Annotated in this window: 23 protein-coding genes; 12 read left to right on the top strand and 11 right to left on the bottom strand. The window is 64.1% G+C overall.

The features are described from left to right. Positions 1-127: 127 nt before the first annotated feature. On the top strand, positions 128-1,687 hold the full coding sequence (locus E8E95_RS24310; RefSeq protein WP_280354510.1) for a SulP family inorganic anion transporter: 1,560 nt from the start codon (positions 128-130) through the stop codon (positions 1,685-1,687). A gap of 103 nt (positions 1,688-1,790) precedes the next feature. On the opposite strand, the gene aroE is transcribed toward E8E95_RS24310, so the two are convergent. Both aroE and hemF read right to left on the bottom strand, forming a co-directional pair. Further along, on the bottom strand, positions 1,791-2,618 hold the full coding sequence (gene aroE / locus E8E95_RS24305; protein WP_280354509.1) for a shikimate dehydrogenase: 828 nt from the start codon (positions 2,616-2,618) through the stop codon (positions 1,791-1,793). Continuing rightward, on the bottom strand, positions 2,615-3,535 hold the full coding sequence (gene hemF / locus E8E95_RS24300; protein WP_280354508.1) for an oxygen-dependent coproporphyrinogen oxidase: 921 nt from the start codon (positions 3,533-3,535) through the stop codon (positions 2,615-2,617). Before hemF ends, aroE begins: the two co-directional genes overlap by 4 nt. 135 nt (positions 3,536-3,670) lie before the next feature. On the opposite strand from hemF, the gene E8E95_RS24295 reads away from it, so the two are divergent. Continuing rightward, positions 3,671-4,648: an NADPH:quinone reductase gene (locus E8E95_RS24295; RefSeq protein ID WP_280354507.1), complete on the top strand. Its 978-nt coding sequence runs from the start codon at positions 3,671-3,673 to the stop codon at positions 4,646-4,648. Here the strand turns inward: E8E95_RS24295 and E8E95_RS24290 are convergent. The 3 genes from E8E95_RS24290 to E8E95_RS24280 all read right to left on the bottom strand — a co-directional run bounded on the left by E8E95_RS24290 (position 4,638) and on the right by E8E95_RS24280 (position 7,439). Continuing rightward, positions 4,638-5,192: a Sua5/YciO/YrdC/YwlC family protein gene (locus tag E8E95_RS24290; protein ID WP_077527526.1), complete on the bottom strand. Its 555-nt coding sequence runs from the start codon at positions 5,190-5,192 to the stop codon at positions 4,638-4,640. The two genes, E8E95_RS24295 and E8E95_RS24290, sit on opposite strands and share 11 nt — an antisense overlap. Before the next feature lie 42 nt (positions 5,193-5,234). Beyond that, positions 5,235-6,329 carry a DNA-processing protein DprA gene (dprA, locus tag E8E95_RS24285; protein ID WP_280354505.1) on the bottom strand — a complete coding sequence of 365 codons (1,095 nt, stop codon included), beginning with the start codon at positions 6,327-6,329 and terminating at the stop codon, positions 5,235-5,237. 84 nt (positions 6,330-6,413) lie between these two features. After that, on the bottom strand, positions 6,414-7,439 hold the full coding sequence (locus E8E95_RS24280) for a LysM peptidoglycan-binding domain-containing protein (protein WP_280354503.1): 1,026 nt from the start codon (positions 7,437-7,439) through the stop codon (positions 6,414-6,416). Between the two features lie 141 nt (positions 7,440-7,580). On the opposite strand from E8E95_RS24280, the gene def reads away from it, so the two are divergent. Genes def through E8E95_RS24255 form a run of 5 tightly spaced genes read left to right on the top strand, consistent with a single transcriptional unit; the run spans position 7,581 to position 12,115 of the window. Next, positions 7,581-8,087, top strand: coding sequence for a peptide deformylase (gene def / locus E8E95_RS24275; protein ID WP_280354502.1), 507 nt, complete (start codon positions 7,581-7,583; stop codon positions 8,085-8,087). A 55-nt stretch (positions 8,088-8,142) separates the two neighbouring features. Beyond that, positions 8,143-9,087, top strand: coding sequence for a methionyl-tRNA formyltransferase (gene fmt, locus E8E95_RS24270; RefSeq protein WP_280354500.1), 945 nt, complete (start codon positions 8,143-8,145; stop codon positions 9,085-9,087). Then, the gene (rsmB, locus tag E8E95_RS24265) at positions 9,084-10,394 is read left to right on the top strand and encodes a 16S rRNA (cytosine(967)-C(5))-methyltransferase RsmB (protein ID WP_280354499.1); all 1,311 of its coding nucleotides are present in this window, start codon (positions 9,084-9,086) and stop codon (positions 10,392-10,394) included. The genes fmt and rsmB overlap by 4 nt, the downstream gene beginning before the upstream one ends. 11 nt (positions 10,395-10,405) lie before the next feature. Further along, a complete protein-coding gene (gene trkA / locus E8E95_RS24260) occupies positions 10,406-11,779 on the top strand; it encodes a Trk system potassium transporter TrkA (RefSeq protein WP_280354497.1) in 1,374 nt (457 codons plus the stop codon). Between the two features lie 12 nt (positions 11,780-11,791). Next, the gene (locus E8E95_RS24255; protein ID WP_280354496.1) at positions 11,792-12,115 is read left to right on the top strand and encodes a tetratricopeptide repeat protein; all 324 of its coding nucleotides are present in this window, start codon (positions 11,792-11,794) and stop codon (positions 12,113-12,115) included. A 122-nt stretch (positions 12,116-12,237) separates the two neighbouring features. Here the strand turns inward: E8E95_RS24255 and E8E95_RS24250 are convergent, their stop codons facing one another. After that, positions 12,238-12,960 carry a cysteine hydrolase gene (locus tag E8E95_RS24250; RefSeq protein ID WP_280354495.1) on the bottom strand — a complete coding sequence of 241 codons (723 nt, stop codon included), beginning with the start codon at positions 12,958-12,960 and terminating at the stop codon, positions 12,238-12,240. Positions 12,961-13,108: 148 nt separating this feature from the next. Here E8E95_RS24250 and E8E95_RS24245 point away from each other — a divergent pair, with 148 nt between their 5' ends. Then, positions 13,109-13,984: an AraC family transcriptional regulator gene (locus E8E95_RS24245; protein ID WP_280354493.1), complete on the top strand. Its 876-nt coding sequence runs from the start codon at positions 13,109-13,111 to the stop codon at positions 13,982-13,984. Here the strand turns inward: E8E95_RS24245 and E8E95_RS24240 are convergent, their stop codons facing one another. From E8E95_RS24240 to E8E95_RS24230, 3 genes are all read right to left on the bottom strand, one after another. Then, positions 13,985-14,248 carry a PilZ domain-containing protein gene (locus E8E95_RS24240; protein WP_280354491.1) on the bottom strand — a complete coding sequence of 88 codons (264 nt, stop codon included), beginning with the start codon at positions 14,246-14,248 and terminating at the stop codon, positions 13,985-13,987. It abuts the gene before it with no gap. 107 nt (positions 14,249-14,355) lie between these two features. Then, positions 14,356-15,243, bottom strand: a complete 888-nt coding sequence (locus E8E95_RS24235; RefSeq protein ID WP_077527515.1) for a lysophospholipid acyltransferase — start codon at positions 15,241-15,243, stop codon at positions 14,356-14,358. A gap of 48 nt (positions 15,244-15,291) precedes the next feature. Further along, a complete protein-coding gene (locus tag E8E95_RS24230) occupies positions 15,292-15,843 on the bottom strand; it encodes a DNA-3-methyladenine glycosylase I (protein ID WP_280354489.1) in 552 nt (183 codons plus the stop codon). A gap of 82 nt (positions 15,844-15,925) precedes the next feature. On the opposite strand from E8E95_RS24230, the gene glyQ reads away from it, so the two are divergent. The 4 genes from glyQ to E8E95_RS24210 all read left to right on the top strand — a co-directional run bounded on the left by glyQ (position 15,926) and on the right by E8E95_RS24210 (position 20,291). Continuing rightward, positions 15,926-16,873 carry a glycine--tRNA ligase subunit alpha gene (glyQ, locus tag E8E95_RS24225; RefSeq protein ID WP_179061470.1) on the top strand — a complete coding sequence of 316 codons (948 nt, stop codon included), beginning with the start codon at positions 15,926-15,928 and terminating at the stop codon, positions 16,871-16,873. Then, positions 16,870-18,915 carry a glycine--tRNA ligase subunit beta gene (gene glyS, locus E8E95_RS24220; protein ID WP_280354487.1) on the top strand — a complete coding sequence of 682 codons (2,046 nt, stop codon included), beginning with the start codon at positions 16,870-16,872 and terminating at the stop codon, positions 18,913-18,915. Before glyQ ends, glyS begins: the two co-directional genes overlap by 4 nt. A 66-nt stretch (positions 18,916-18,981) precedes the next feature. Beyond that, positions 18,982-19,512, top strand: coding sequence for a D-glycero-beta-D-manno-heptose 1,7-bisphosphate 7-phosphatase (gene gmhB / locus E8E95_RS24215; protein WP_280354485.1), 531 nt, complete (start codon positions 18,982-18,984; stop codon positions 19,510-19,512). Positions 19,513-19,526: 14 nt separating this feature from the next. Beyond that, the gene (locus tag E8E95_RS24210) at positions 19,527-20,291 is read left to right on the top strand and encodes a lysophospholipid acyltransferase family protein (protein ID WP_280354483.1); all 765 of its coding nucleotides are present in this window, start codon (positions 19,527-19,529) and stop codon (positions 20,289-20,291) included. Positions 20,292-20,422: 131 nt separating this feature from the next. Here the strand turns inward: E8E95_RS24210 and E8E95_RS24205 are convergent, their stop codons facing one another. Both E8E95_RS24205 and E8E95_RS24200 read right to left on the bottom strand, forming a co-directional pair. After that, complete coding sequence (locus E8E95_RS24205) at positions 20,423-20,617, bottom strand: hypothetical protein (protein ID WP_280354482.1); 195 nt, start codon at positions 20,615-20,617, stop codon at positions 20,423-20,425. A gap of 751 nt (positions 20,618-21,368) precedes the next feature. Then, positions 21,369-22,220: a hypothetical protein gene (locus E8E95_RS24200; RefSeq protein ID WP_280354481.1), complete on the bottom strand. Its 852-nt coding sequence runs from the start codon at positions 22,218-22,220 to the stop codon at positions 21,369-21,371. Positions 22,221-22,257: the final 37 nt, after the last annotated feature.

Genomic DNA, 22,257 nt, shown 5'->3' with positions numbered 1-22,257 from the left:
GTGGGGGCGAATTTATTCGCTAAGGGCTGCGAAGCAGCCCCATGGAAATTTTTGGGCAGTCCTGCGGCCTGCTTAGCGAATGAATTCGCCCCCACAAGAGCCGCCCCGGCACCACCGCGAGTCTCGCATGCGTCCTTCTAACCTCTTCCCCTTCCTCGCCTGGCTCCCAGCCGTCCGCCCCCGCAGCCTCGGCCGCGACGCGCTGGTGGGCCTGACCGGCGCCATCCTGGCACTGCCCCAGTCCATCGCCTACGCACTGATCGCCGGACTGCCGGCGGAATACGGCCTGTACGCAGCGGTAGTCCCGGTGATCGTCGCCTGTCTCTGGGGTTCGTCGCGGCAGCTGATTTGCGGGCCGACGGCGGCGATCTCGGTGGTGCTCTTCGCCAGCGTCAGCCCCTTGGCCCTGCCAGGCAGCCAGCAATACATCAGCCTGGTCCTCTTGCTGACCCTGCTCGCTGGTGCATTCCAGTGGCTGGTCGGGTTCCTGCGCTTCGGCTCCCTGGCCAACTTCGTCTCGCAGTCGGTAGTACTCGGCTTCACCCTGGGCGCGGCGCTGGTGATCGCCCTTGGCCAGGTGCCCAACCTGCTCGGGCTGACCAACCTGGAAGGACGCGCCACCGCTTGGCAGAGCGCGCTGGAACTGGTCGGGCATGTACGCGAAGTGCACTGGCCTTCGCTTTGGGTGGCGGCCTTCACCCTTGGATTGTCGGTCCTCGTGCGCAGGCTATGGCCACGGCTGCCGGCACTATTGATTGGCATCATCGGTGGCAGCCTGCTGGTGCTGGCCCTGCCGGCCACCTTCGCCGGCGTCGAGTTGGTGCATCCCTTCAGCGGCAGCCTGCCGCCACTGGCCTCGATTCGCGTCGATGCCGAGGACGTGTTGCGCCTGGTGCCGTCGGCCGTGGCCTGCGGCCTGCTCGGCCTGGTCACCAGCCTGACCATCTCCCGTGCACTCGCCAGCCAGTCGCGGCAGGTGCTGGATGCCAATCAGGAAGCCCGAGGCCAAGGTCTGTCCAATCTGATGGGGGCCTGGTTCTCCGGCTATCTCTCGGCGGGTTCTTTCACCCGTTCAGCACTGAATCTCCAGGCGGGCGCGCAGTCACCCCTGGCTGGCGTGTTCTCCGCACTCTGGGTGGCGCTGTTCGCCTTGCTGGGTGCACGCCTGATCGCCCATATCCCGCTGCCTGCCATGGCGGCGAGCATCCTGCTGATCTGCTGGGGTTTGCTGGATGGGCGCAACGTCCGCCAGCTATGGCGTGTCAGCCGGGCAGAATTCGCGGTGATGGCGATGACCTGCGCGGCCACCCTGCTGCTGGAACTGCAAACCGCCATCTACGCCGGGGTGCTGGCGTCGCTGTTCTTCTACCTCAAGCGCACGTCGCAACCACGTGTCCTGCAAGCGCGGGAGGGCGATGCCGAGGTGCTGCGCATCGAGGGTTCGATCTTCTTCGGCGCCTGTCCCTACCTGCAGAAGCTGATCCAGCGGAGCCGCGCCGGGCGCCTGGTGCTGGATGCGCACCATGTGAACTTCATCGATTACGCCGGGGTGAGCATGCTCCATGACGAAGCACGGCGGCTGGGCGGGGAAGGGCGGAGCCTGGTGCTGCGCCGCGCCCGGCCGCAAGTGGAGCGGGAGCTGCGCAAGCTGGAAGGTGCAGACAGCCAGTTGGTGATCGAGGGGTAGTGAGGAAATGCCCGGCGAGCAACTCGTAGGAGCGAGCTTGCTCGCGAAAGGACCGAGCACCAGAGCTTCGCGAGCAAGCTCGCTCCTACACTCGGGTAGGTCCTCAGCCCTGAGCGAGTTGGCGGCGCAGCTCGGCCAGCACCGGTGCGCTGTCCGGCAATACGCCGCGCCATAGCAGGAAAGCTTCGGCTGCCTGCTCCGCCAGCATGCCTAGGCCGTCGAGCGTACGCGCGGCGCCATGCTCGGCGGCCCAGCGGTTGAAGGCGGTCATTTCCTTGCCGTACATCATGTCGTAGCAGACGGTGTGGCCCGGCCTGATCAGGCTCGGCGAAATCGGCGGCAGGTCGCCGGCGAGGCTTGCCGAGGTGCCGTTGATGATCAGGTCCACTGGCTCTTCCAGCCAGTCGAAGCCGCTGGCGGAGACCGGTCCGAGATCGGCGAACAGCTGGGCCAGCGCCTCGGCCTTCTCCACGGTTCGGTTGGCGATCACCAGGGCTGCCGGCTTCTCGGCCAGCAACGGCTCGATCACACCCCGAGCGGCGCCGCCCGCGCCCAACAGGAGGATGCGCTTGCCGGTCAGGTCGAGGCCGGCGTTGCGGGTGAGGTCGCGCACCAGGCCTGCGCCGTCGGTGTTGTCGCCGAGCAGGCTGCCATCATCCAGCCGCTTCAGCGTATTCACTGCACCCGCGCGCTGGGCACGAGCACTGAGGCTGCTGGCCAGCTGGTAGGCCTGTTCCTTGAAGGGCACGGTGACGTTGCCGCCTTTGCCGGTTTCGAAGAACTGCCGGGCGCAGCCGGTGAAGTCGTCCAGTGGCGCCAGCACGGCTTCATAGGTGAGCAGCTGGCCGGTCTGCTCGGCGAACAAGCGGTGAATGAGCGGCGACTTGCTGTGGCCGATGGGGTTGCCGAAGACGCAGTAGCGGTCGGTCACAGCCCTGCCTCCCCGAGCCAGTCGCGGTCTTTCAGGAAGTACTCCGTCAGGCGCGCTTCCTCGCTGCCCGGCTCCGGCTTCCAGTCGTAGCCCCAGCGTACGTGCGGCGGCAGCGACATGAGGATGGACTCGGTACGACCGCCCGACTGCAGGCCGAACAGGGTGCCGCGGTCGAACACCAGGTTGAACTCCACGTAGCGGCCGCGACGGAAGGCCTGGAATTCGCGCTGCTGCTCGGTGAAGGGGGTGTCCTTGCGCTTCTTCAGGATCGGCAGGTAGGCCTCCAGATAGGCATCACCGATGGCACGCATGAAGGCGAAGCTGGTGTCGAAGTCCCACTGGTTCAGGTCGTCGAAGAACAGGCCGCCAATGCCGCGCGGCTCGTTGCGGTGCTTGAGGTGGAAGTAGCGGTCGCACCATTCCTTGTACCGCGGGTACACATCGGCGCCGAAGGGCGCGCAGGCGTCGCGGGCCACCTGGTGCCAGAGCACGCAATCTTCTTCGACGGCGTAATAGGGGGTCAGGTCGAAGCCGCCGCCAAACCACCACACCGGCTCTTCACCTTCCTTCTCTGCGCAGAAGAAGCGCACGTTGGCGTGGGAGGTGGGAACGTGGGGGTTTTCCGGGTGAATGACCAGGGATACGCCGAGGGCCTGGAAGCCCCGGCCAGCCAGCTCCGGACGATGGGCGCTGGCCGACGGTGGCAGGTTGGCGCCGAACACGTGGGAGAAGTTCACGCCACCCTTCTCGATCAGCGCGCCGTTCTCGATCACCCGGGTACGACCGCCACCACCAGCGGGACGGGTCCAGGCGTCCTCGTAGAAACCGGTCTTGCCATCCTCGGCCGCCAGGGCGGCGCAGATGCGGTCTTGCAAATCGAGCAGATAGGCCTTCACGGCCTCGATACGGTCAGTCACGTGGTCAACCCTGGCAGCGGTTAAGTGGCGGAAAAATGAGCAGGCAAGCATACCACCGCGCGGGGGCCGTCGTGGCTTGACGGGAATCAAGGCGAGGCGTTGGATGTGAGCTTTTCCAGCCAGGAGGTTGCCAGCATGGCCAAACGCATCCAGTTCTCCGCCTACGGTGGCCCGGAGGTCCTCGAATATGCGGACTACCAACCGGCGCAACCAGGACCGCAGGAAGTGCGCGTGCGCAACCGCGCCATCGGCTTGAACTTCATCGACACCTACTACCGCAGCGGCCTCTACTTGGCGCCGAGCTTTCCCACCAGCCTGGGCACTGAAGGAGCCGGTGAGGTGGAGGCCGTTGGGAGCGCGGTAACCCAGTTCAAGGTGGGTGACCGCGTCGCCTACGCCACCGGTCCGCTGGGTGCCTACAGCGAGCTGCATGTGCTGCCGGCGGACAAGCTCGTGCGCCTGCCCGATGGCATCGGCTTCGAGCAGGCGGCGGCGGTGATGCTCAAGGGACTGACCGTGCAGTACCTGCTGCGCCAGACGTACGAGCTGAAGGGCGGCGAGACCATCCTCTTCCATGCCGCCGCCGGCGGGGTCGGGCAGATCGCCTGCCAGTGGGCGCGAGCCCTCGGTGTCAAGCTGATCGGCACCGTCAGCTCGGCCGAAAAAGCCTCACTGGCCAAGGCCAACGGCGCCTGGGCAACCATCGACTACAGCTACGAGAACGTAGTGCAGCGAGTGCTGGAGCTCACCAATGGCGCCAAGTGCCCCGTGGTCTATGACTCGGTGGGCAAGGACACCTGGGAAATCTCGCTGGATTGCGTGGCGCCACGCGGCCTGATGGTGAGCTTCGGCAATTCCTCGGGGCCGGTGACCGGGGTGAACCTGGGTATCCTGGCGCAGAAGGGCTCGCTCTATGTCACCCGGCCGACGCTGTTCGGTTACGCCAGCACACCGCAACGCCTTCAGGCGATGGCGGATGAGCTGTTCGGGCTGATCGCTGACGGCCGCATCACGGTGGAAGTGAGCCAGCGCTTCGCCCTGGCCGAGGCGGCGCAGGCCCACACCGCCCTGGCCAGCCGCCAGACCACCGGCTCTACCGTGCTTATCCCCTGAGCACGCGGCCGCTGGCCAGGTCGCGAATCACGCTGGGATTGCGGCGTCCACCCAGGGCGCCGCCCAGCACCGCGTCCAGGGTGTCGCCGAAGTACTGCTGGACCCGCAGGCGCGAGTAGGCGGAGGGACGACCGGTGGGGTTGGCGGACGTGGATATCAATGGCCCGGTGAGGGCGCAAAGGTCACGTACCAACGGGTGATCGCTGACACGCAGGGCAACACTGTCGTGCTGTCCGGTGACCCACTCGGGGAGCAGGTTCTGGTGCGGCACCAGCCAGGTGTTGGGACCGGGCCAGGTGCTGGCGAGCTTGTCGATCCAGGCGTCGGGAAAACCTTCGAGGAGGAAATCGAACTGGCGGATGTTGTCCGCCACCAGGATCAGCCCCTTTTCCACGGGGCGTTCCTTGAGCGCCAACAGGCGATAAACCGCGTCCTCGTTCCAGGGATCGCAGCCCAGGCCCCAGACCGCCTCGGTGGGATAGGCGATCACGCCACCTTCGCGCACGACCCGCGCCACTTGCTGCACTCGCCAACGACTGACCATTCCCCATTCCCCGCAAAACTGGATCGGCAAAGTGTACAGGGCTCAACCTTGGCGATGCACCCAGCAGCCAGCCTCGCGGGCGACGCGCCCCCGCAGCTCCAGGTCAGTGAGTTCGGCGAGCAGTCGCGGCAGCTCCCAGCCACTGGCCGCGGCCAGCCCTTCGCTGCTGTAAGGGGCTGCGCGCAGCAGGTCGAGCAAGGGATGAGGTTCTACCGCCATCACTTCGGTCCGGGCAGCGGGCGCCACAGCCTGCCAGCCGCGCAACGCTTCGAGGATGTCTTCCACCTTTTCCACCAGCGCCGCGCCTTCGCGAATCAACTGGTGACAGCCACGCGCACCGGGATGGTGGATGGAGCCGGGAATGGCATAGACCTCGCGCCCCTGCTCGGCCGCCAGCCGCGCGGTGATCAGCGAGCCGCTGGAAGGACTGGCCTCCACCACCAGCACGCCAAGGGACAAGCCGCTGATGATGCGATTGCGCCGGGGAAAGTTGGACGGCTGAGGCGGGCAGTCCAGAGGAAATTCGGACACCAGCGCACCACCTTCTTCGACGATGCGTGCAGCCAGGCTGCGGTGTCGGTTGGGGTAAATGCGCTGCAGCCCGGTGCCGAGCACCGCGACGGTCTTGCCTGTGGCTTCCAGCGCGCCCAGGTGGGCGGCGCCGTCGATGCCCAGGGCCAGCCCGCTGGTGATGACGAAGCCACCTCCCGCCAGGCTGCGGGCGAATGCCCGGGCCGTGTCCTGGCCCGCCGCAGAGGCCCGGCGACTGCCGACCATGGCCAGTTGCGGACGCTCCAGCAGCGAGGCATCGCCGGCGACATACAGCAGCGGTGGCGCGTTGCCGATCTCGGTCAGCAGGGCCGGGTAACCGGGGTCGTCCCAGCACAGCAGGTGTCGGCCGGGCTGTTCCTGCCAGGCCAATGCGCAGGCCGCGGCATCGCGGATTTCCGGACTGCGCCGAGGGTCGGCGCAACGCTCCGGCAGGCCCAGCGAGCGCCAGGCAGCGGCCGGCGCACTGAGTGCCGCGGAGGCAGAACCGAAGGCTTCGAGCAGGCGACGAAAACGGGCAGGGCCAAGTTCGGGAAGGTGATGCAGACGCAGGCGAGCTTCCAGCTCGGCGGGGGAAATTGATGACACGTCGATCAGTCCTTGATCGCGCCGCAACCGCGGCAGAACGGCCATCAATACAACAAGCCCCCGCAGGGCGGGGGCTTGGAGGTGTTACGGGTTGTGTACCTTGTCCAGCACCGCCAGCTGGCGGGTGGCGGCCAGTACCAGGCCGTAGCTGAGCTTGTCGTAGGTGCGGAACACCATCAGCAGGCCGGCACGCTCATCGGGGATCTTGATGAACTCGTCGGTGACGCGGTCGCGCACGGTCTCGCCGGTCTTGTAGACCGCCAGCACGTTGCCTTCCACCAGGCCGTCACGCTTGCCCTTGTTGATGGTGACCACATCGAACTGGCCGATCTGGGTCACGCCGCGCGGTACGTCGAGGATCACGCCACTGACATCACGCTCCGGTGCGCTGGGCATGAAGGTAGAGTTGATCGCGCGTTCCTCGGTGGGGAAGAGGCGGTCGCCCAGGCGGACCTCCTGGGTAGAGCGGGTCAGCTCCAGGGTGCCGATGTCGCCTTCGTCGGCCACCATCTCGCCGCCGCCGATGTCGTCGGCGTTGATGCCGAGGAATTCCTTGGTCTCAGGGTCCACATAGGTCTTGCCCTGGCGGAAGATGCCGTAGACCGGTTGCTCGTGGGAGAAGTTGCCGCGGGCGTAGACGCGGTCACCGGCACCACTGACCACGCGCTCGGCATTGCCGGCGACGATGTAGGGTGCCGCCTGGAACTGCTCGGGATCGTCGATGATGCGGTTGGTCAGCAGGAAGGCGTTGATCGCCTCCAGCGGAATGGCCGGAATGGCTTCGGCCATCGGCGTGCTGCGCACCTGGGGCGACAGCTTGATGGTGCCGCGTGACGCACCGCGATTCAGCATGAGGCGCGGCTGACCATCGATGTAGACGAGGCTGAGCACGTCGCCGGGATAGATCAGGTGCGGGTTCTCGATCTGCGGGTTGGCATGCCAGATTTCCGGCCACTTCCACGGCTGGCGTAGAAACTTGCCGGAAATATCCCAGAGCGTGTCGCCCTTGACGACGGTATAGCGCTCCGGATGCCCGTCCCTGAGTTCCACCGCAGCCTGGGTCAGGCCACTGGCGGCCAGGAGCAGCAGGGCGAGTAGTGATTTCCTCATGCGGTGAATCCCTTTATTATGTCCGTTCACATGAAACGCCCTGAGAGCCGCCCCAACCGGGCTCTTCAGCCGTTTTTTTATGCTGCTCACCATCTTAGCAGCGGATTTTCAACATATTCCACAAGTGCATCACAAACGCATATGGCGATTCTGAACATTCTCGAATTCCCCGATCCGCGGCTGCGCACCATCGCCAAACCGGTGGCTGTGGTCGACGACACCATTCGCCAGTTGATCGATGACATGTTCGAAACCATGTACGCCGCTCCGGGTATCGGCTTGGCCGCAACCCAGGTGAACGTCCACAAGCGCGTGGTGGTGATGGACCTGTCGGAAGACAAGTCCGAGCCTCGGGTCTTCATCAATCCCGAGTTCGAATCCCTGACCGAGCAGATGGACCAATACCAGGAAGGCTGCCTCTCGGTCCCCGGCTTCTACGAGAATGTCGATCGTCCGCAGAAGGTCCGGATCAAAGCCCTGGACCGCGATGGCCAGCCTTATGAGCTGATCGCCGAGGGTCTGCTCGCCGTGTGCATCCAGCACGAGTGCGACCACCTCAACGGCAAGCTCTTCGTCGACTACCTGTCGTCCCTCAAGCGCGACCGCATCAAGAAGAAGCTGGAAAAGCAACATCGCCAGCAGGCTTGATTTCCCCGATCCCAAAGGCTTGCTGCGGCAAGCCTTTTTTCTTTAGCGAGTACCCATGACTGAGCCCCTGCGCCTCGTCTTCGCCGGCACCCCGGAGTTTGCTGCGGAGCACCTCAAAGCCCTGCTCGATTCCCGTCACCAGGTCATCGCCGTCTACACCCAGCCGGACCGCCCGGCCGGTCGCGGCCAGAAGCTGATGCCGAGCCCGGTCAAGCAACTGGCGGTCGAACACGGTATTCCGGTGCTGCAACCGCCGACCCTGCGTGATCCGGCGGCCCAGGCTGAGCTCAAGGCCCTTGGCGCCGACCTGATGGTGGTAGTCGCCTATGGCCTGATCCTGCCGCAGGTGGTACTCGACACGCCGCGTCTTGGCTGCATCAACAGCCATGCCTCGCTGCTCCCGCGCTGGCGCGGTGCGGCGCCGATCCAGCGCGCGGTTCAGGCGGGCGACGCGGAAAGCGGTGTCACCGTGATGCAAATGGAGGCTGGCCTCGACACCGGTCCGATGCTGCTCAAGGTCACCACGCCGATCAGCGCGCAAGACACCGGCGGCAGCTTGCACGACCGCCTCGCGCAGCTTGGCCCTCAAGCGGTCCTCGAAGCCCTCGAAGGTCTGGCCGCCGGAACCCTGAAAGGTGAAGTCCAGGACGACGCCCTGGCCAACTATGCGCACAAGCTGAACAAGGATGAGGCGCGCCTCGACTGGAGCCGCCCGGCGGTGGAGCTGGAACGTCTGGTTCGCGCTTTCAACCCCTGGCCCATCTGCCACAGCACGCTCGACGGCGAGCCGCTGAAAGTGCTCGCCGCCGCACTGGGCGAGGGCAAGGGCACACCCGGCCAGATCCTCGCCGCCAGCAAGGACGGCCTGACCGTAGCCTGTGGCGAAGGCGCCCTGCGCTTGACCCGCCTGCAACTGCCTGGCGGCAAGCCGCTGAACTTCGCCGACCTGTTCAACAGCCGCCGCGAGCAGTTCACCGTGGGCAAGGTGCTCGGCGCATGAATCCGCGTCTCGCTGCCGCCCGCGCACTGGCCTCGGTCCTTTCCGGCAAGGCCTCCTTGGGCGGCAGCCTGCCGCCGCAGCTGGACAAGGTCGACCCACGTGATCGCGCCCTGGCCCAGGATCTGGCCTTCGGTGCCGCGCGCTGGCAACCACGCCTCGCTGCACTGGCCGAGCGTCTGCTGCAGAAGCCCTTCAAATCCGCGGACAAGGATGTGGAAGCCCTGCTCCTGGTCGGCCTCTACCAGCTCTTCTACACCCGCATTCCCGCCCATGCCGCCATCGGCGAAACCGTCGGCTGCTCGGACAAGCTGAAGAAACCCTGGGCCAAGGGCCTGCTCAACGCCGTGCTGCGCAACGCCCAGCGCCAGGGCGAGTCGATCTTCGCCGAGCTGGAGCGCGACCCGGCAGCACGTACCGCCCACCCACGCTGGCTGCAGAAGGCCCTCAAGGCGGCCTGGCCGGAACACTGGGAAGCCGTCTGCGCGGCGAACAACGCCCATCCGCCGTTGATCCTGCGGGTCAATCGCCGCCATGGCAGCCGCGACGACTATCTGGCCGAATTGCAGCAAGCCGGCTTCGCTGCCGAGCCCTGCGCCTTCAGCCGTGACGGCATCCGCCTCATCGAAGCCTGCGACGTGAAGACCCTGCCGGGCTTCGCCGAAGGCCGCGTCAGCGTGCAGGACGAAGCCGCCCAACTGGCTGCCGACCTCTTGGAGTTGGCGCCCGGGCAGCGCGTGCTCGACGCCTGCTGCGCGCCCGGTGGAAAGACCTGTCACGTCCTCGAGACCGAACCCGGTCTCTCCGAAGTGGTGGCTGTCGACCTGGAAGAGAGCCGCCTGGTGCGTGTGCGCGAGAACCTCGCGCGACTCGGCCTGGAAGCCAGGCTGATCGCCGCTGATGGCCGTGATACCGCCGGCTGGTGGGACGGCAAGCCGTTCCAGCGCATTCTCCTCGATGCTCCCTGCTCGGCCACCGGAGTGATCCGTCGGCACCCGGACATCAAGCTGACCCGCAAGGAAGAAGACATCGCTGCGCTTGCCGAACTCCAGGGTGAGCTGCTGGATGCCCTCTGGCCGACTCTGGAAGTCGGTGGCGTGCTGCTCTATGCCACCTGCTCCACGCTCCCACGGGAGAACAGCGACAACATCGCCGCCTTCCTCGCCCGCACCCCTGGCGCCCGCGAGCTGGACATCCCCGGACCGTTCGGATTGAAACAACCCCATGGCCGTCAGTTGCTGGCGCAGGAAGACGGCCATGACGGTTTCTACTATGCCAAGCTGATCAAGATCGCCGCTTCGGCGCGATAAGGGAACTAGCAGTGAAGATCATCATTCTCGGCGCGGGGCAGGTCGGTGGCACCTTGGCAGAGCACCTCTCGGGCGAAGCCAACGACATCACCGTGGTCGACACCGATGGCGACCGCCTGCGCGACCTCGGCGACCGGCTCGACATCCGTACCGTGCAAGGCCGTGGCTCCTTCCCCACCGTGCTGCGCCAGGCCGGCGCCGACGATGCCGACATGCTGGTCGCGGTGACCAACAGCGACGAGGTGAACATGGTCGCCTGCCAGGTGGCCTACACGCTGTTCCACACCCCCACCAAGATCGCCCGGGTACGCGAAGCGGCCTATCTCACCCGCGCCGGCCTGTTCGATAACGAAGCCATCCCGGTGGACGTGCTGATCAGTCCGGAACAGGTGGTGACCAACTACATCAAGCGCCTGATCGAATACCCCGGTGCGCTTCAGGTGATCGACTTCGCCGATGGCAAGGCCCAGCTGGTGGGGGTCAAGGCCTACTACGGCGGTCCACTGGTGGGCCAGGAGCTGCGCCAGATCCGCGAGCACATGCCCAACGTGGATACCCGCGTGGCCGCCATCTTCCGCCGCAATCGGCCGATCCTGCCCAAGGGCGATACCGTGATCGAGGCCGACGACGAAGTCTTCTTCATCGCCGCCAAGGCCCACATCCGTGCGGTGATGAGCGAACTGCGCCGCCTGGAAGACAGCTACAAGCGCGTGGTCATCGCGGGCGGTGGGCACATCGGCGAGCGCCTCGCCGAGGCCATCGAAAGCCGCTACCAGGTGAAGATCATCGAGATGAACCCGGCGCGCTGCCGCCACCTCTCGGAAGTGCTCGACAGCACCATCGTGCTCCAGGGCAGCGCCTCCGACCGCGACCTGCTGGTGGAAGAGAACATCAACGACGCCGACATCTTCCTCGCGCTGACCAACGACGACGAGGCCAACATCATGTCCTCGCTGCTGGCCAAACGCCTGGGCGCGCGCAAGGTGATGACCATCATCAACAACCCGGCCTACGTGGACCTGGTTCAGGGCGGCGACATCGACATCGCCATCAGCCCACAGCTGGCCACCATCGGCACCCTACTGACCCACGTGCGTCGTGGCGACATCGTCAGCGTGCACTCCCTGCGCCGTGGCGCGGCCGAGGCCATCGAAGCCATCGCGCACGGCGACGCCAAGTCGAGCAAGGTGGTGGGCAAGATGATCGAGGACATCGCCCTGCCGCCCGGCACCACCATTGGCGCCATCATCCGTGATGAGGAAGTGCTGATCGCCCACGACGACACCATCATCGAGTCGGGCGACCATGTGATCCTGTTCCTCGTGGACAAGAAGTACATCCGCGACGCCGAGCGGTTGTTCCAGGTGGGCCTGACCTTCTTCTAAAAGGAGCACCCCATGCTCGAAGGACTGGAAAAGATGCTGGCCAAGGGCGTGGATAACGCCCTGCTGCGCTTTGGCCTGGGCAAGGGTTATCTCGATCAGGGCGACGCAGCCAAGGCTGCTCTGCACCTGCGCCGTTGCGTCGAGCAGGACCCCAAGTACTCCGCCGCCTGGAAGCTGCTGGGCAAGGCTCTGGAAGCTGACGGCGACCTCGCCGCCGCCCGCGCGGCGTGGACCGAAGGCCTCGCGGCCGCGCAGGCCCATGGCGACAAGCAGGCAGAGAAGGAGATGACGGTGTTCCTCAAGCGCCTGGACAAGCGCGGTGGGTCGCCGGGCTGACCACCGCGCCCATTTGGTCCAGCCAGGGACTGACAGCGCTTACTCAGGGAGTCGTCGACAGCGACTATACCTTGCGCTGAATCCAGGCGACCCCGCCGCACAGCGCCGACGGGGCCAGCGGTTCACTCTCCCCGCAGATAGGCCAGGGTCTGCTCAGTGCTCCACAGCGCATTGGCGATGTAGCGGTAATTGATCAATGCGGCCAGGTAGCCGTCACCCTCCGGCGTCGTCGGGCCCGCGGTGGCATCGCGCACCACCGCCACTTCGAAGCCCAGTTCCAGCAGCTCGCGCAGGTGGGATTCCACGCATAGGTTGGCGGCCATGCCGGCGAGGATGATCTGCGACACGCCGTGCTTGCGCAGCTGCAACGCCAGGTCGTTGGTCTCCGGGCCGTAGACCTTGTGGGGGGACGCGATGATGGTCTTGCCATCGAGGATGTAGGGCTTGTACTCGGGGAGGAAGTCCGCGCCGGAGTTCTCGAAACCTTCCAGGCTCAACGGCCCCTTGCGATCGAACATGCAGATGCTGTGCATGACCTTCTCCAGCGGTCCGCCGAAGTGCCACTCGTGGTCGCAGGGGTAGTAATAGTGCGGCGACACGGCAACGGTGATACCGGCCTCCTTGGCAGCGGCGAACAGCTGGCCGATATGCCGAACCGTATCGTGCTCGGTGATGCTCTTGCCGAATACGCTCCAGCTCACGCCTTCGGGGCTGAGGAAGTCGATTTGCGGGTCAATCACTACCAGCGCGGCGCGGGACAGGTCCAGGCGCATGCCCGGGTTGGGCAGTGCAGGCTCGGCTGGGTCGTTGTAGGCCGTGGAGGGGCGGGAAGGTTCATGGCTCATTTCGATGGACTCCTGCGGGCGGGATGAAATCACGGATTGCCGTGGCAGCCCGGCCCGGGGCTGACTACCATCGGCGTGATTGCATCCTATGGCCGCGCCCTCCGCGGCTTTTGCCAGGACGTACAGGATCTTTGCCAGGTTGTCTCCGATGGATGTCCTTTCCGAATTCTTCGAGCGCACCAGCCTCCAGGGGCGGCTGTTCTTCGCCGGCCGCGTGGACGGAGCGCTGGTGCTCGACAAGCCGCCGGGGATGGCGTTCATCCACCTGGTGGAGCGGGGCGGCATCGACATGGTCCAGCCAGGACTGCCAAAGGTATCGATCAGCGAACCCAGCGTGCTGTTCTGCCCCAGCAGTTGCCGTTATCAGTTGCGCTCCAACTCTATCGAGGGGGCCGAGCTGATCTGTGCGTCCTTCCAGTTCAGCCGTGGCCTGGCCCAGCCTTTTCCCCTCGGACTGGAAGAAACCCTGGTATTTCCCCTGGATGCGCTGGGCCATGCATTGCCGGTGATCCGCACCCTGGTGGGCGAGTTCCAGGGCGCGGCGCCCGGCAGGGCCAAGGCGCTCAATCTGTTGTTCGAGTACCTGTTTGTGCTGCTGGTACGGCGGGCGGTCGAGGACGGTCGGATTTCTGGTGGCCTGCTCTACGCCCTGCAGGATGGCCGGCTGGGGGCCGTACTCAGCCAGATTCACCGGGAACCGGAAGGGGAATGGAGCGTGGAGCGCATGGCGAACCTGGCGCTGATGTCCCGTTCGAAATTCTCCGCCTGCTTCAATCGGATCCTGGGGACATCTCCCATGGCCTATCTCACCGCCTGGCGCATGAAGACGGCGCAGGACCTTCTGCGTGAAGGGGTTCAGATCAAGGTGGTGGCCAACTCGGTGGGCTACAGCTCGCAGGCATCGTTCTCCCGGACATTTGCGAGCCTGGTGGGTTGCCCACCCGCGGAATGGATCAGGACGGTGGCGAAGGGCGAGGTAGAGGTGACCGCGCGGGTTTGTCCTCCCGTTCCGCCTGAGCCCTGATCAGGACTCCATGAAACGCAGGCCAGCGCCCTCGGCATCCACTCGCATCACTTCCATTTCCAGGATGGGTGCTTCGATCGGCAGGTCCTGGACTTGGCCGCGTACGATACTGCCGACTGTCAGAGCAGCCATATCGGGATGACGGACATAGACACCGCCATCGGAGAGATCGCGGGTCTGGGCAACCAGCTCACCAAAGCTCGGGTGGCTGATCTTGATCCTGCACTTCATCGGAGTTCGGGGAAATTGCCGCTGGTTCGCCATGGGATCGCATCATCCTGAAGCCGGTGAGCTGCCGACGTTAACGGTGTATCAGATCTGGAACAACCCTCACCCGGCCAGAAAAAAGGCGCATTCCGGCGCCTTTCTGCTCAATACCACTTCTTCTCGCCTTCGGGGCGTTTCTTGAAGCGCTTCATGCTCCACATGTACTGGGTCGGGTAGGCCCGCACGTACCTTTCCACCACCTGGCTCATGGCGGCGACGCCTTCTTCGACGTTCTCGCTGTACATGCCTTCGGGCGCGGCTTCGAGGATCACCTTGAAGCCCGAACCATCGGGCAGGCGCAGGGCATGCAGGAATACGCCGCGCGCCTTGCCGCCGGCCAGCATGCCGGGAACGAACTTGCTGGTCAGCGCCTGGGTGCCGAGGAAGGGCACGAAGACGCCAGCCGAGAGGCTGGGCTCAGGGTCGGCGGGGATGCCCACGGCGCCGCCCTTGCGCACTTCCTTGATGACACTGAGGATGCCTTCCTTGGTGGAAGGCGCCACGCGGTTACCCAGCTGCACGCGTTGCTTCTGCAGCAGATCGTCCACCGCCTTCAGCTTGGGCGGACGGTAGAAGATGATGGGTTTGCACTGGGCGCAGTAGAAGTGGTTGAGCACTTCCCAGTTGCCCAGGTGGCTGGTGATGCCCACCACGCCCTTGCCACTGGCCAGGGCCTCGTGCAGTACGTCGAGGCCTTCCACTTCGCGTACCAGTCCGATGGACTTCTCCGCCGGCCAGATCCAGGCGCAGGCGCTTTCGGTGAAGGTCCGGCCGATATCCTTCAGGCTCTGACCAACGCGCTGATCCAGTTCTGCCGGCGACCATTCGGGGAAGCACTTGGACAGGTTGATCCGCACCACATCGCGGGACCGGTTCGGCAGCTTCCACATCAGCCAGCCAATGGTCGCGCCAACCGCTTGCACGGCGCGCCAGGGCAACATCGCGAAGAGGCGCAGGAAGCCGACAATCAGCGCACCTTTCAACTTATCCACAGGCAACTCCAGGACGTTCGAAAGCGCGCATTCTACCCTCGCACCGGATCACAGGGTCAGCTCGCGATAACGGTCGCAGTCCGTGGTGTGATCCATGACCATGCCGGCGGCCTGCATGAAGGCGTAGCAGATAGTCGGGCCGACGAAAGTGAAGCCGGCCTTTTTCAATGCCTTGCTCATGGCTTCGGCCTCGGGCGTGACCGCCGGCACCTGGCCGCGCTCGCTGAAGTGGTTGACCTTCGGCTTCCCGCCGACGAAGGACCAGAGCAGCTTCACCGGGTCTTCCTGGCGCAGCCAGGCCTGGGCGTTCTGCCGGGCGGCCTTGAGCTTGAGGAAGTTGCGGATGATGCCCGGGTCCTGCATCAGCGTCTCGATCTCCTCGTCACTCATCGCCGCCAGCCGCTGCGGATCGAAACCGAACAGAACCTCGCGGTAGCGCGCTCGTTTCTTCAGGACGGTGATCCAGGACAGGCCGGCCTGGAAGCCTTCAAGCAGAAGCAGTTCGAAGAGCGCCGCAGGGTCCTTCAGCGGTACGCCCCATTCGGTGTCGTGGTAGGCGATGTAGAGGGGGTCGTCATTGCACCAGAAGCAGCGTGGCATAAGGCTTTCCATGCGGTTGCGGCGGGGTCGGATCGGGTATACTCCGGCATTTTCCGTCGAAGACCCAGCACAGGTGAAATTCGTGAGCCAGACTACGCCCGCCGTGCGCACCTTCCAAGACCTGATCCTCGCCCTGCAGCAGTACTGGGCCGAGCAGGGCTGCGTGGTGCTCCAGCCCTACGACATGGAAGTGGGCGCCGGTACTTTCCACACCGCCACCTTCCTCCGCGCCATCGGCCCGGAGACCTGGAACGCCGCCTACGTGCAGCCGTCCCGCCGTCCGACCGACGGCCGCTACGGCGAGAACCCCAACCGCCTGCAGCACTACTACCAGTTCCAGGTGGTCCTCAAGCCCAACCCGGAGAACTTCCAGGAGCTGTACCTCGGCTCGCTGAAGGCCATCGGCGTCGACCCGCTGGTGCATGACATCCGCTTCGTCGAAGACAACTGGGAATCGCCGACCCTCGGCGCCTGGGGCCTGGGCTGGGAAATCTGGCTGAACGGCATGGAAGTCACCCAGTTCACCTACTTCCAGCAGGTCGGTGGCATCGAGTGCTACCCGGTCACCGGCGAGATCACCTACGGTCTCGAGCGCCTGGCCATGTACATCCAGGGCGTCGATTCGGTGTATGACCTGATCTGGGCCGACGGTCCCTTCGGCAAGGTCACTTACGGCGACGTGTTCCACCAGAACGAAGTGGAGCAGTCGACTTACAACTTCGAGCACGCCAACGTCGAGAAGCTGTTCGAGCTGTTCGACTTCTACGAGAGTGAAGCGAACCGCCTCATCGAGCTGCAGCTGCCGCTGCCGACCTACGAGATGGTCCTCAAGGCCTCCCACACCTTCAACCTGCTGGACGCCCGTCGCGCCATCTCGGTGACCGAGCGCCAGCGCTACATCCTGCGCGTGCGCACCCTGGCCCGCGCCGTGGCGCAAAGCTACCTGCAGGCGCGCGCGCGTCTCGGCTTCCCCATGGCCACTCCCGAACTGCGTGACGAAGTACTGGCCAAGCTGGAGGCTCAAGAATGAGTGCACAAGATTTCCTGGTAGAGCTGGGCACTGAAGAGCTGCCTCCCAAGGCCCTGAATTCCCTGGGTGACGCCTTCCTCGGCGGCATCGAGCAAGGCCTCAAGGCCGCCGGTCTGGGCTATGCCAAGGCGCAAGTCTTCGCCGCCCCGCGCCGTCTGGCCGTGTTGGTGGAACAACTGGCCACCCAGCAACCCGATCGCAGCGTCAACCTCGACGGTCCGCCGATCCAGGCCGCCTTCGATGCCGAAGGCAAGCCGACCCAGGCCGCACTGGGCTTCGCCCGCAAGTGCGGCGTCGACCTGGAGCAGATCGACAAGAGCGGTCCGAAACTGAAGTTCAGCCAGTCCATCCCCGGCCAGCCGGCCGCAGGCTTGCTGCCGGGCATCGTCGAAACCTCCCTGTCTGCCCTGCCGATTCCGAAGCGCATGCGCTGGGCCGCTCGCCGCGAAGAGTTCGTCCGTCCGACCCAGTGGCTGGTCATGCTGTTCGGCGACGACGTGGTGGATTGCACGATCCTCACCCAGAAAGCCGGTCGTGAGTCCCGTGGCCACCGTTTCCACAACCCGGACAACATCCGCATCAGCAAGCCTTCCACCTACCTGGAAGACCTGCGCAGCGCTCACGTGCTGGCCGACTTCGCTGAACGCCGCGAGATCATCGCCAAGCGTGTCGCCGAACTGGCTACCGAACAGAACGGCACTGCCGTGGTGCCCGCCGACCTGCTGGACGAAGTGACGGCCCTGGTCGAGTGGCCGGTGCCGCTGGTGTGCTCCTTCGAGGAGCGCTTCCTCGCCGTACCCCAGGAAGCCCTGATCTCCACCATGCAGGACAACCAGAAGTACTTCTGCCTGCTGGATGCAAACGGCAAGCTGCTGCCGCGCTTCATCACCGTGGCCAACGTGGTCAGCAAGGACCCGGCGCAGATCGTCTCCGGTAACGAGAAAGTGGTTCGCCCGCGCCTCACCGACGCCGAGTTCTTCTTCAAGCAGGATAAGAAGCAGAAGCTCGAAGTCTTCAACGAGCGCCTGAAGAACGTGGTGTTCCAGGCCCAGCTCGGTACCGTCTACGAGAAAGCAGAACGCGTATCCCGCCTCGCGGGTTTCGTGGCCGAGCAGATCGGCGCCGATCCGGCCCGCGCTGCGCGCGCCGGCATTCTCGCCAAGTGCGACCTGGCCACCGAAATGGTCGGCGAATTCCCGGAAATGCAGGGCATCGCTGGCTACTACTACGCGACCAACGACGGTGAGCCGGAAGACGTCGCCAAGGCGCTGAACGAGCAGTACATGCCCCGTGGCGCCGGCGCCGAGCTGCCGCAGACCCTCACCGGTGCCGCCGTTGCCGTGGCTGACAAGCTGGACACCCTGGTGGGTATCTTCGGCATCGGCATGCTGCCCACCGGCAGCAAGGACCCCTTCGCCCTGCGCCGCCAGGCCCTGGGCGTCCTGCGCATCCTCATCGAGAAGCAGCTGAACCTCGACCTCGCGGCAGCCGTCGCCTTCGCCATCGACCTCTACGGCGCCAAGGTGAAGGCTGAGGGTCTTGCCGAGCAGGTGCTGGAGTTCGTCTTCGACCGCCTGCGCGCCCGCTACGAGGACGAAGGTGTGGACGTCGCCGTCTACCTGTCGGTACGCGCCCTGCAGCCGTCCTCTGCATTGGACTTCGACCAGCGCGTGCAGGCCGTCCAGGCCTTCCGCAAGCTGCCGGAAGCCGCTGCGCTGGCCGCCGCCAACAAGCGCGTGTCCAACCTGCTGAGCAAGTCTGAGGGCAGCGTTCCGAACAGCGTCGACAACGCCCTGCTGCAGGAACCCGCCGAGCAGGCCCTGGCCAAGGCCGTGGCCGACGCCGAACAGGCCCTGGCGAACGCCGGCAGCTACCGCGAAACCCTGGAGCGCCTGGCCAGCCTGCGCGAGCCGGTGGACAGCTTCTTCGAAGCGGTACTGGTCAACGCCGAAGACGCCGCAGTACGCAGCAACCGCTATGCACTGCTGGCCAGGCTGCGCGGCCTGTTCCTGGGCGTGGCTGACATTTCGGTACTGGGCTAAGTGACAGCGCGCGCCAGACCCGAGGCAGAGCGCTTCGGGTCAGGCGCGGCGTTTCAGGCGTCGTTCATGAAATTACTCATTCTCGACCGCGATGGAGTCATCAACGAAGACTCCGACGCGTACATAAAATCGCTCGAGGAATGGATCCCCATTCCCACCGCCATCGCCGCCATCGCGCGCCTGAGCAAGGCCGGCTGGACCGTGGCCGTGGCCACCAATCAATCCGGCATCGCTCGCGGCTATTACGACCTCGCCACGCTGGAGTCCATGCATGCGCGTTTGCGCGAGATGGTGGCGGAGCAGGGCGGCGAACTGGGCGTGATCGAGTACTGCCCGCATGGCCCGAACGATGGCTGTGATTGCCGCAAACCGCAACCCGGCATGCTCAGGCGCATCGCTGCGCACTATGGCGTGGACCTTGCTGGCATCTGGTTCGTTGGCGACAGCAGTGGTGACCTGGAAGCCGCGCTGGCCGTCGATTGTCAGCCCGTTCTGGTGAAGACCGGCAAGGGCGAACGAACCCTGGCCAAGCAGTTGCCAGCGGGCACCCTGGTATTCGACGATCTGGCGGCAGTCGCCACACATCTACTTCAGTAAGGTCAACAGCTCCCATGACGACAGTGCAGGCCATCAGAACCTTCCTTTTCTACCTGCTGCTGTCGCTGAGCGCCTTCATCTGGGGCACGCTGAGCCTCTTCTTCGCGCCATTCATGCCGTTTCGCGCGCGCTACCGCTTCATCGTCTGGCGCTGGTGCCGGTTCGCCGTCTGGCTGACCAAGGTGATGGTGGGAATCCGTTATGAAGTGAAAGGCGAGGAGAACATCCCGGCGCAACCCTGCGTGATTCTCGCCAAGCACCAGAGCACCTGGGAGACCTTCTACCTCTCCGGCGCGTTCGAGCCTCTCAGCCAGGTGGTCAAACGCGAGCTGCTGCGCGTTCCCTTCTTCGGCTGGGCCATGGCGCTGATGAAGCCTATCGCCATCGATCGCAGCAACCCCAAGGCGGCACTCAAGCAGCTCGCTGCCCAGGGCGACGAGCGCCTCAAGCAGGGCGCCTGGGTCCTGATCTTCCCGGAAGGTACTCGTGTTCCGGTGGGGGAGATGGGCAAGTTCTCTCGCGGTGGCACGGCCCTCGCGGTCAACGCCGGCCTACCGGTTCTGCCTGTAGCGCACAACGCCGGCCACTTCTGGCCCAAGGCGGGCTGGGCCAAATACCCGGGGACCATCCAGGTCGTAATCGGTCCGGTCATGCATGCGGAAGGCGAGGGCCCCAGGGCCATTGCCGAGTTGAACGACAGGGCGTTTGCCTGGGTGGAAGCCACTCAGCGCGAGATCGAAGGTCCGCAGATCACTGCCAAGGTCGAGTATCCGGCCTGAACTGTGGATAAGCTGTGAACAAAATTTTGGCGAATCGCCGATATCATAGCTCAAGGCCCTGATTTACAAGGCTTTGCATTTCACACTAGGTCTTAGCGAGAAAGTGCATAACGCTTTCTCGCCTCTCCACATCACCCCTTCAGGTAACGCGAATCCAGGCTGTTGAAGCACTGGATGATCCGTTCGCGCGCAACGCCTGGGAAGTTCTTTTCAGTCAGGACCACCAGAACCGCGGGCTTGACCCTGCCTGAGCGCAACTGGCGCATCATGTACGCGCTTATCTCTTCGTCAGTGATGCTTGATGCATCACCCTTGCTCTCATCCATCCCATTGCTCCTGTACGGCCTCCAGGGCCCCTGCAAGCGCTTCCAGGCTACGCCCACTCTATGCAGGTGCGAAGCACCCCTACCAACGGGAACGAGCAGGAACGCTTGAGCCAGGCGGTATTCGAATAAACGGGGGGAGGGAATTTTGCAGAAGCCGGAAAGCACTGAGGGGAGCCGAAGCTCCCCTCAAATGTTTATTTCATTTTATTGTTGTTGTTTTTATCAGTATTCGTTGTTGTTCTTCGCTCCTGGCTACTAACGCAACCAGAAATGGCTGGTCCCAACTGGACCGAGGGCAAACGGATTTTTTTGGACGCTGATCATGTCATCGTCATTGCTGAACCAACCAGAGCGCCGCTACCTCAAGGTAGTTTTATTGTTCTTTTGCTCTAGTCACCGGGTATGGAACGACACACCCTGTCCAAAAAAATCGGTTTGCTTCTTCTCTGTGCTGTTGTTTTTGTTCTGTCAGAGTCGAAAACGTTCTTTTTGAAGCTTTTTATTGTTGTTGTGCCATATAGAAAGCATGCCGCGTGCCAACTTTTATAAAAACCTTATAAATCAGCACCTTATATAAATAGATCATTTTTTAGCGATCGTTCATTGCCCCAATCTGTTCCCTTACGACCCGTCCGGATAAGCCTCGACGAAGGAAGGGGTAACACTCCGGGGGCAAGTTCCCCTGCATAGTGTTACCCGCTGTTTCTACTAGGTAACCCGTTGCTGAGAAAGGAAAAAACGCGGTGAAGGTTCATTTCGAACTTGCCGCCAGCACCGAGCGGAGCCACTCCCTGGGTGTCTTCATTTCCCCGACATCGAATACGAATTCCTGCCCACGGTACGCGCTCCGCAACCGGCAAATCTCGCCCACACGCTCCCATCGATCCAGTCGCCGGTGATAACTCAGCCCAGGGCTTTCCTCGCTCGGCGCGAAGAAATCTGGCAAATGCCAGTAAGTCTGTACCTTCGCCTCCGGAGCAGTCAGGACCAGGCGATTGTCGACGCCGGGAAATACTCCAGCCCCGGCATGCGCTGTCCCGTCCAGACATAGCTGCTCTGCTGCAAGGTAGAGTGTGTTGTGCGGATCAGGCGCATAAGCAAAGTGCGGGTGATATCGCGCCCAGGGCAATGCGTCGGATGGCAACTCGTCGATCTTTAGAACTTCGCCCACGCACAGCCAGCCCCAGATGATCTGCCGAGTCATCTGGCCAGGAATGAATCGCCAGACTCCCTGCACATTCTCCACAGGTCGAAATGAACCGAAGAACAAGAAGAGATCACCGACTGCCACGCCTTCGTTGCGTAGATGTCCTTGGGCACTGCCACTTTGCCCCAACATGGGCCGCCAGCCATAAGCACGCGGCAGGGCGTCGAAGCGAATATCGGGATCAAGATGGGCGCCCCTGCAACTCCATGCTGGTTTGCCTCCCAACTGGCTAACCAGCTCCCCAAGATTGATGCCTTCATAAGCAATGTCGCCGTATCGAACCGGCGAGCCCTCATCTGGGATCGGCAGCGAACAGAGGCTTCCATCAGGCAGGATCGGGCTGGGAAATCCGCCCGCGGATGAATCGAAGCCCTTTCGGCTCAGGATAATGCGCAACCCACTTCCCTCGTTTCGCGGCGACGTTCTGAAGCAT

The sequence above is a fragment of the Pseudomonas sp. BN414 genome (genome assembly GCF_029871275.1).
Classification (GTDB): domain Bacteria; phylum Pseudomonadota; class Gammaproteobacteria; order Pseudomonadales; family Pseudomonadaceae; genus Metapseudomonas; species Metapseudomonas resinovorans_C.
This window is presented reverse-complemented; position numbering and strand designations above follow the sequence as displayed.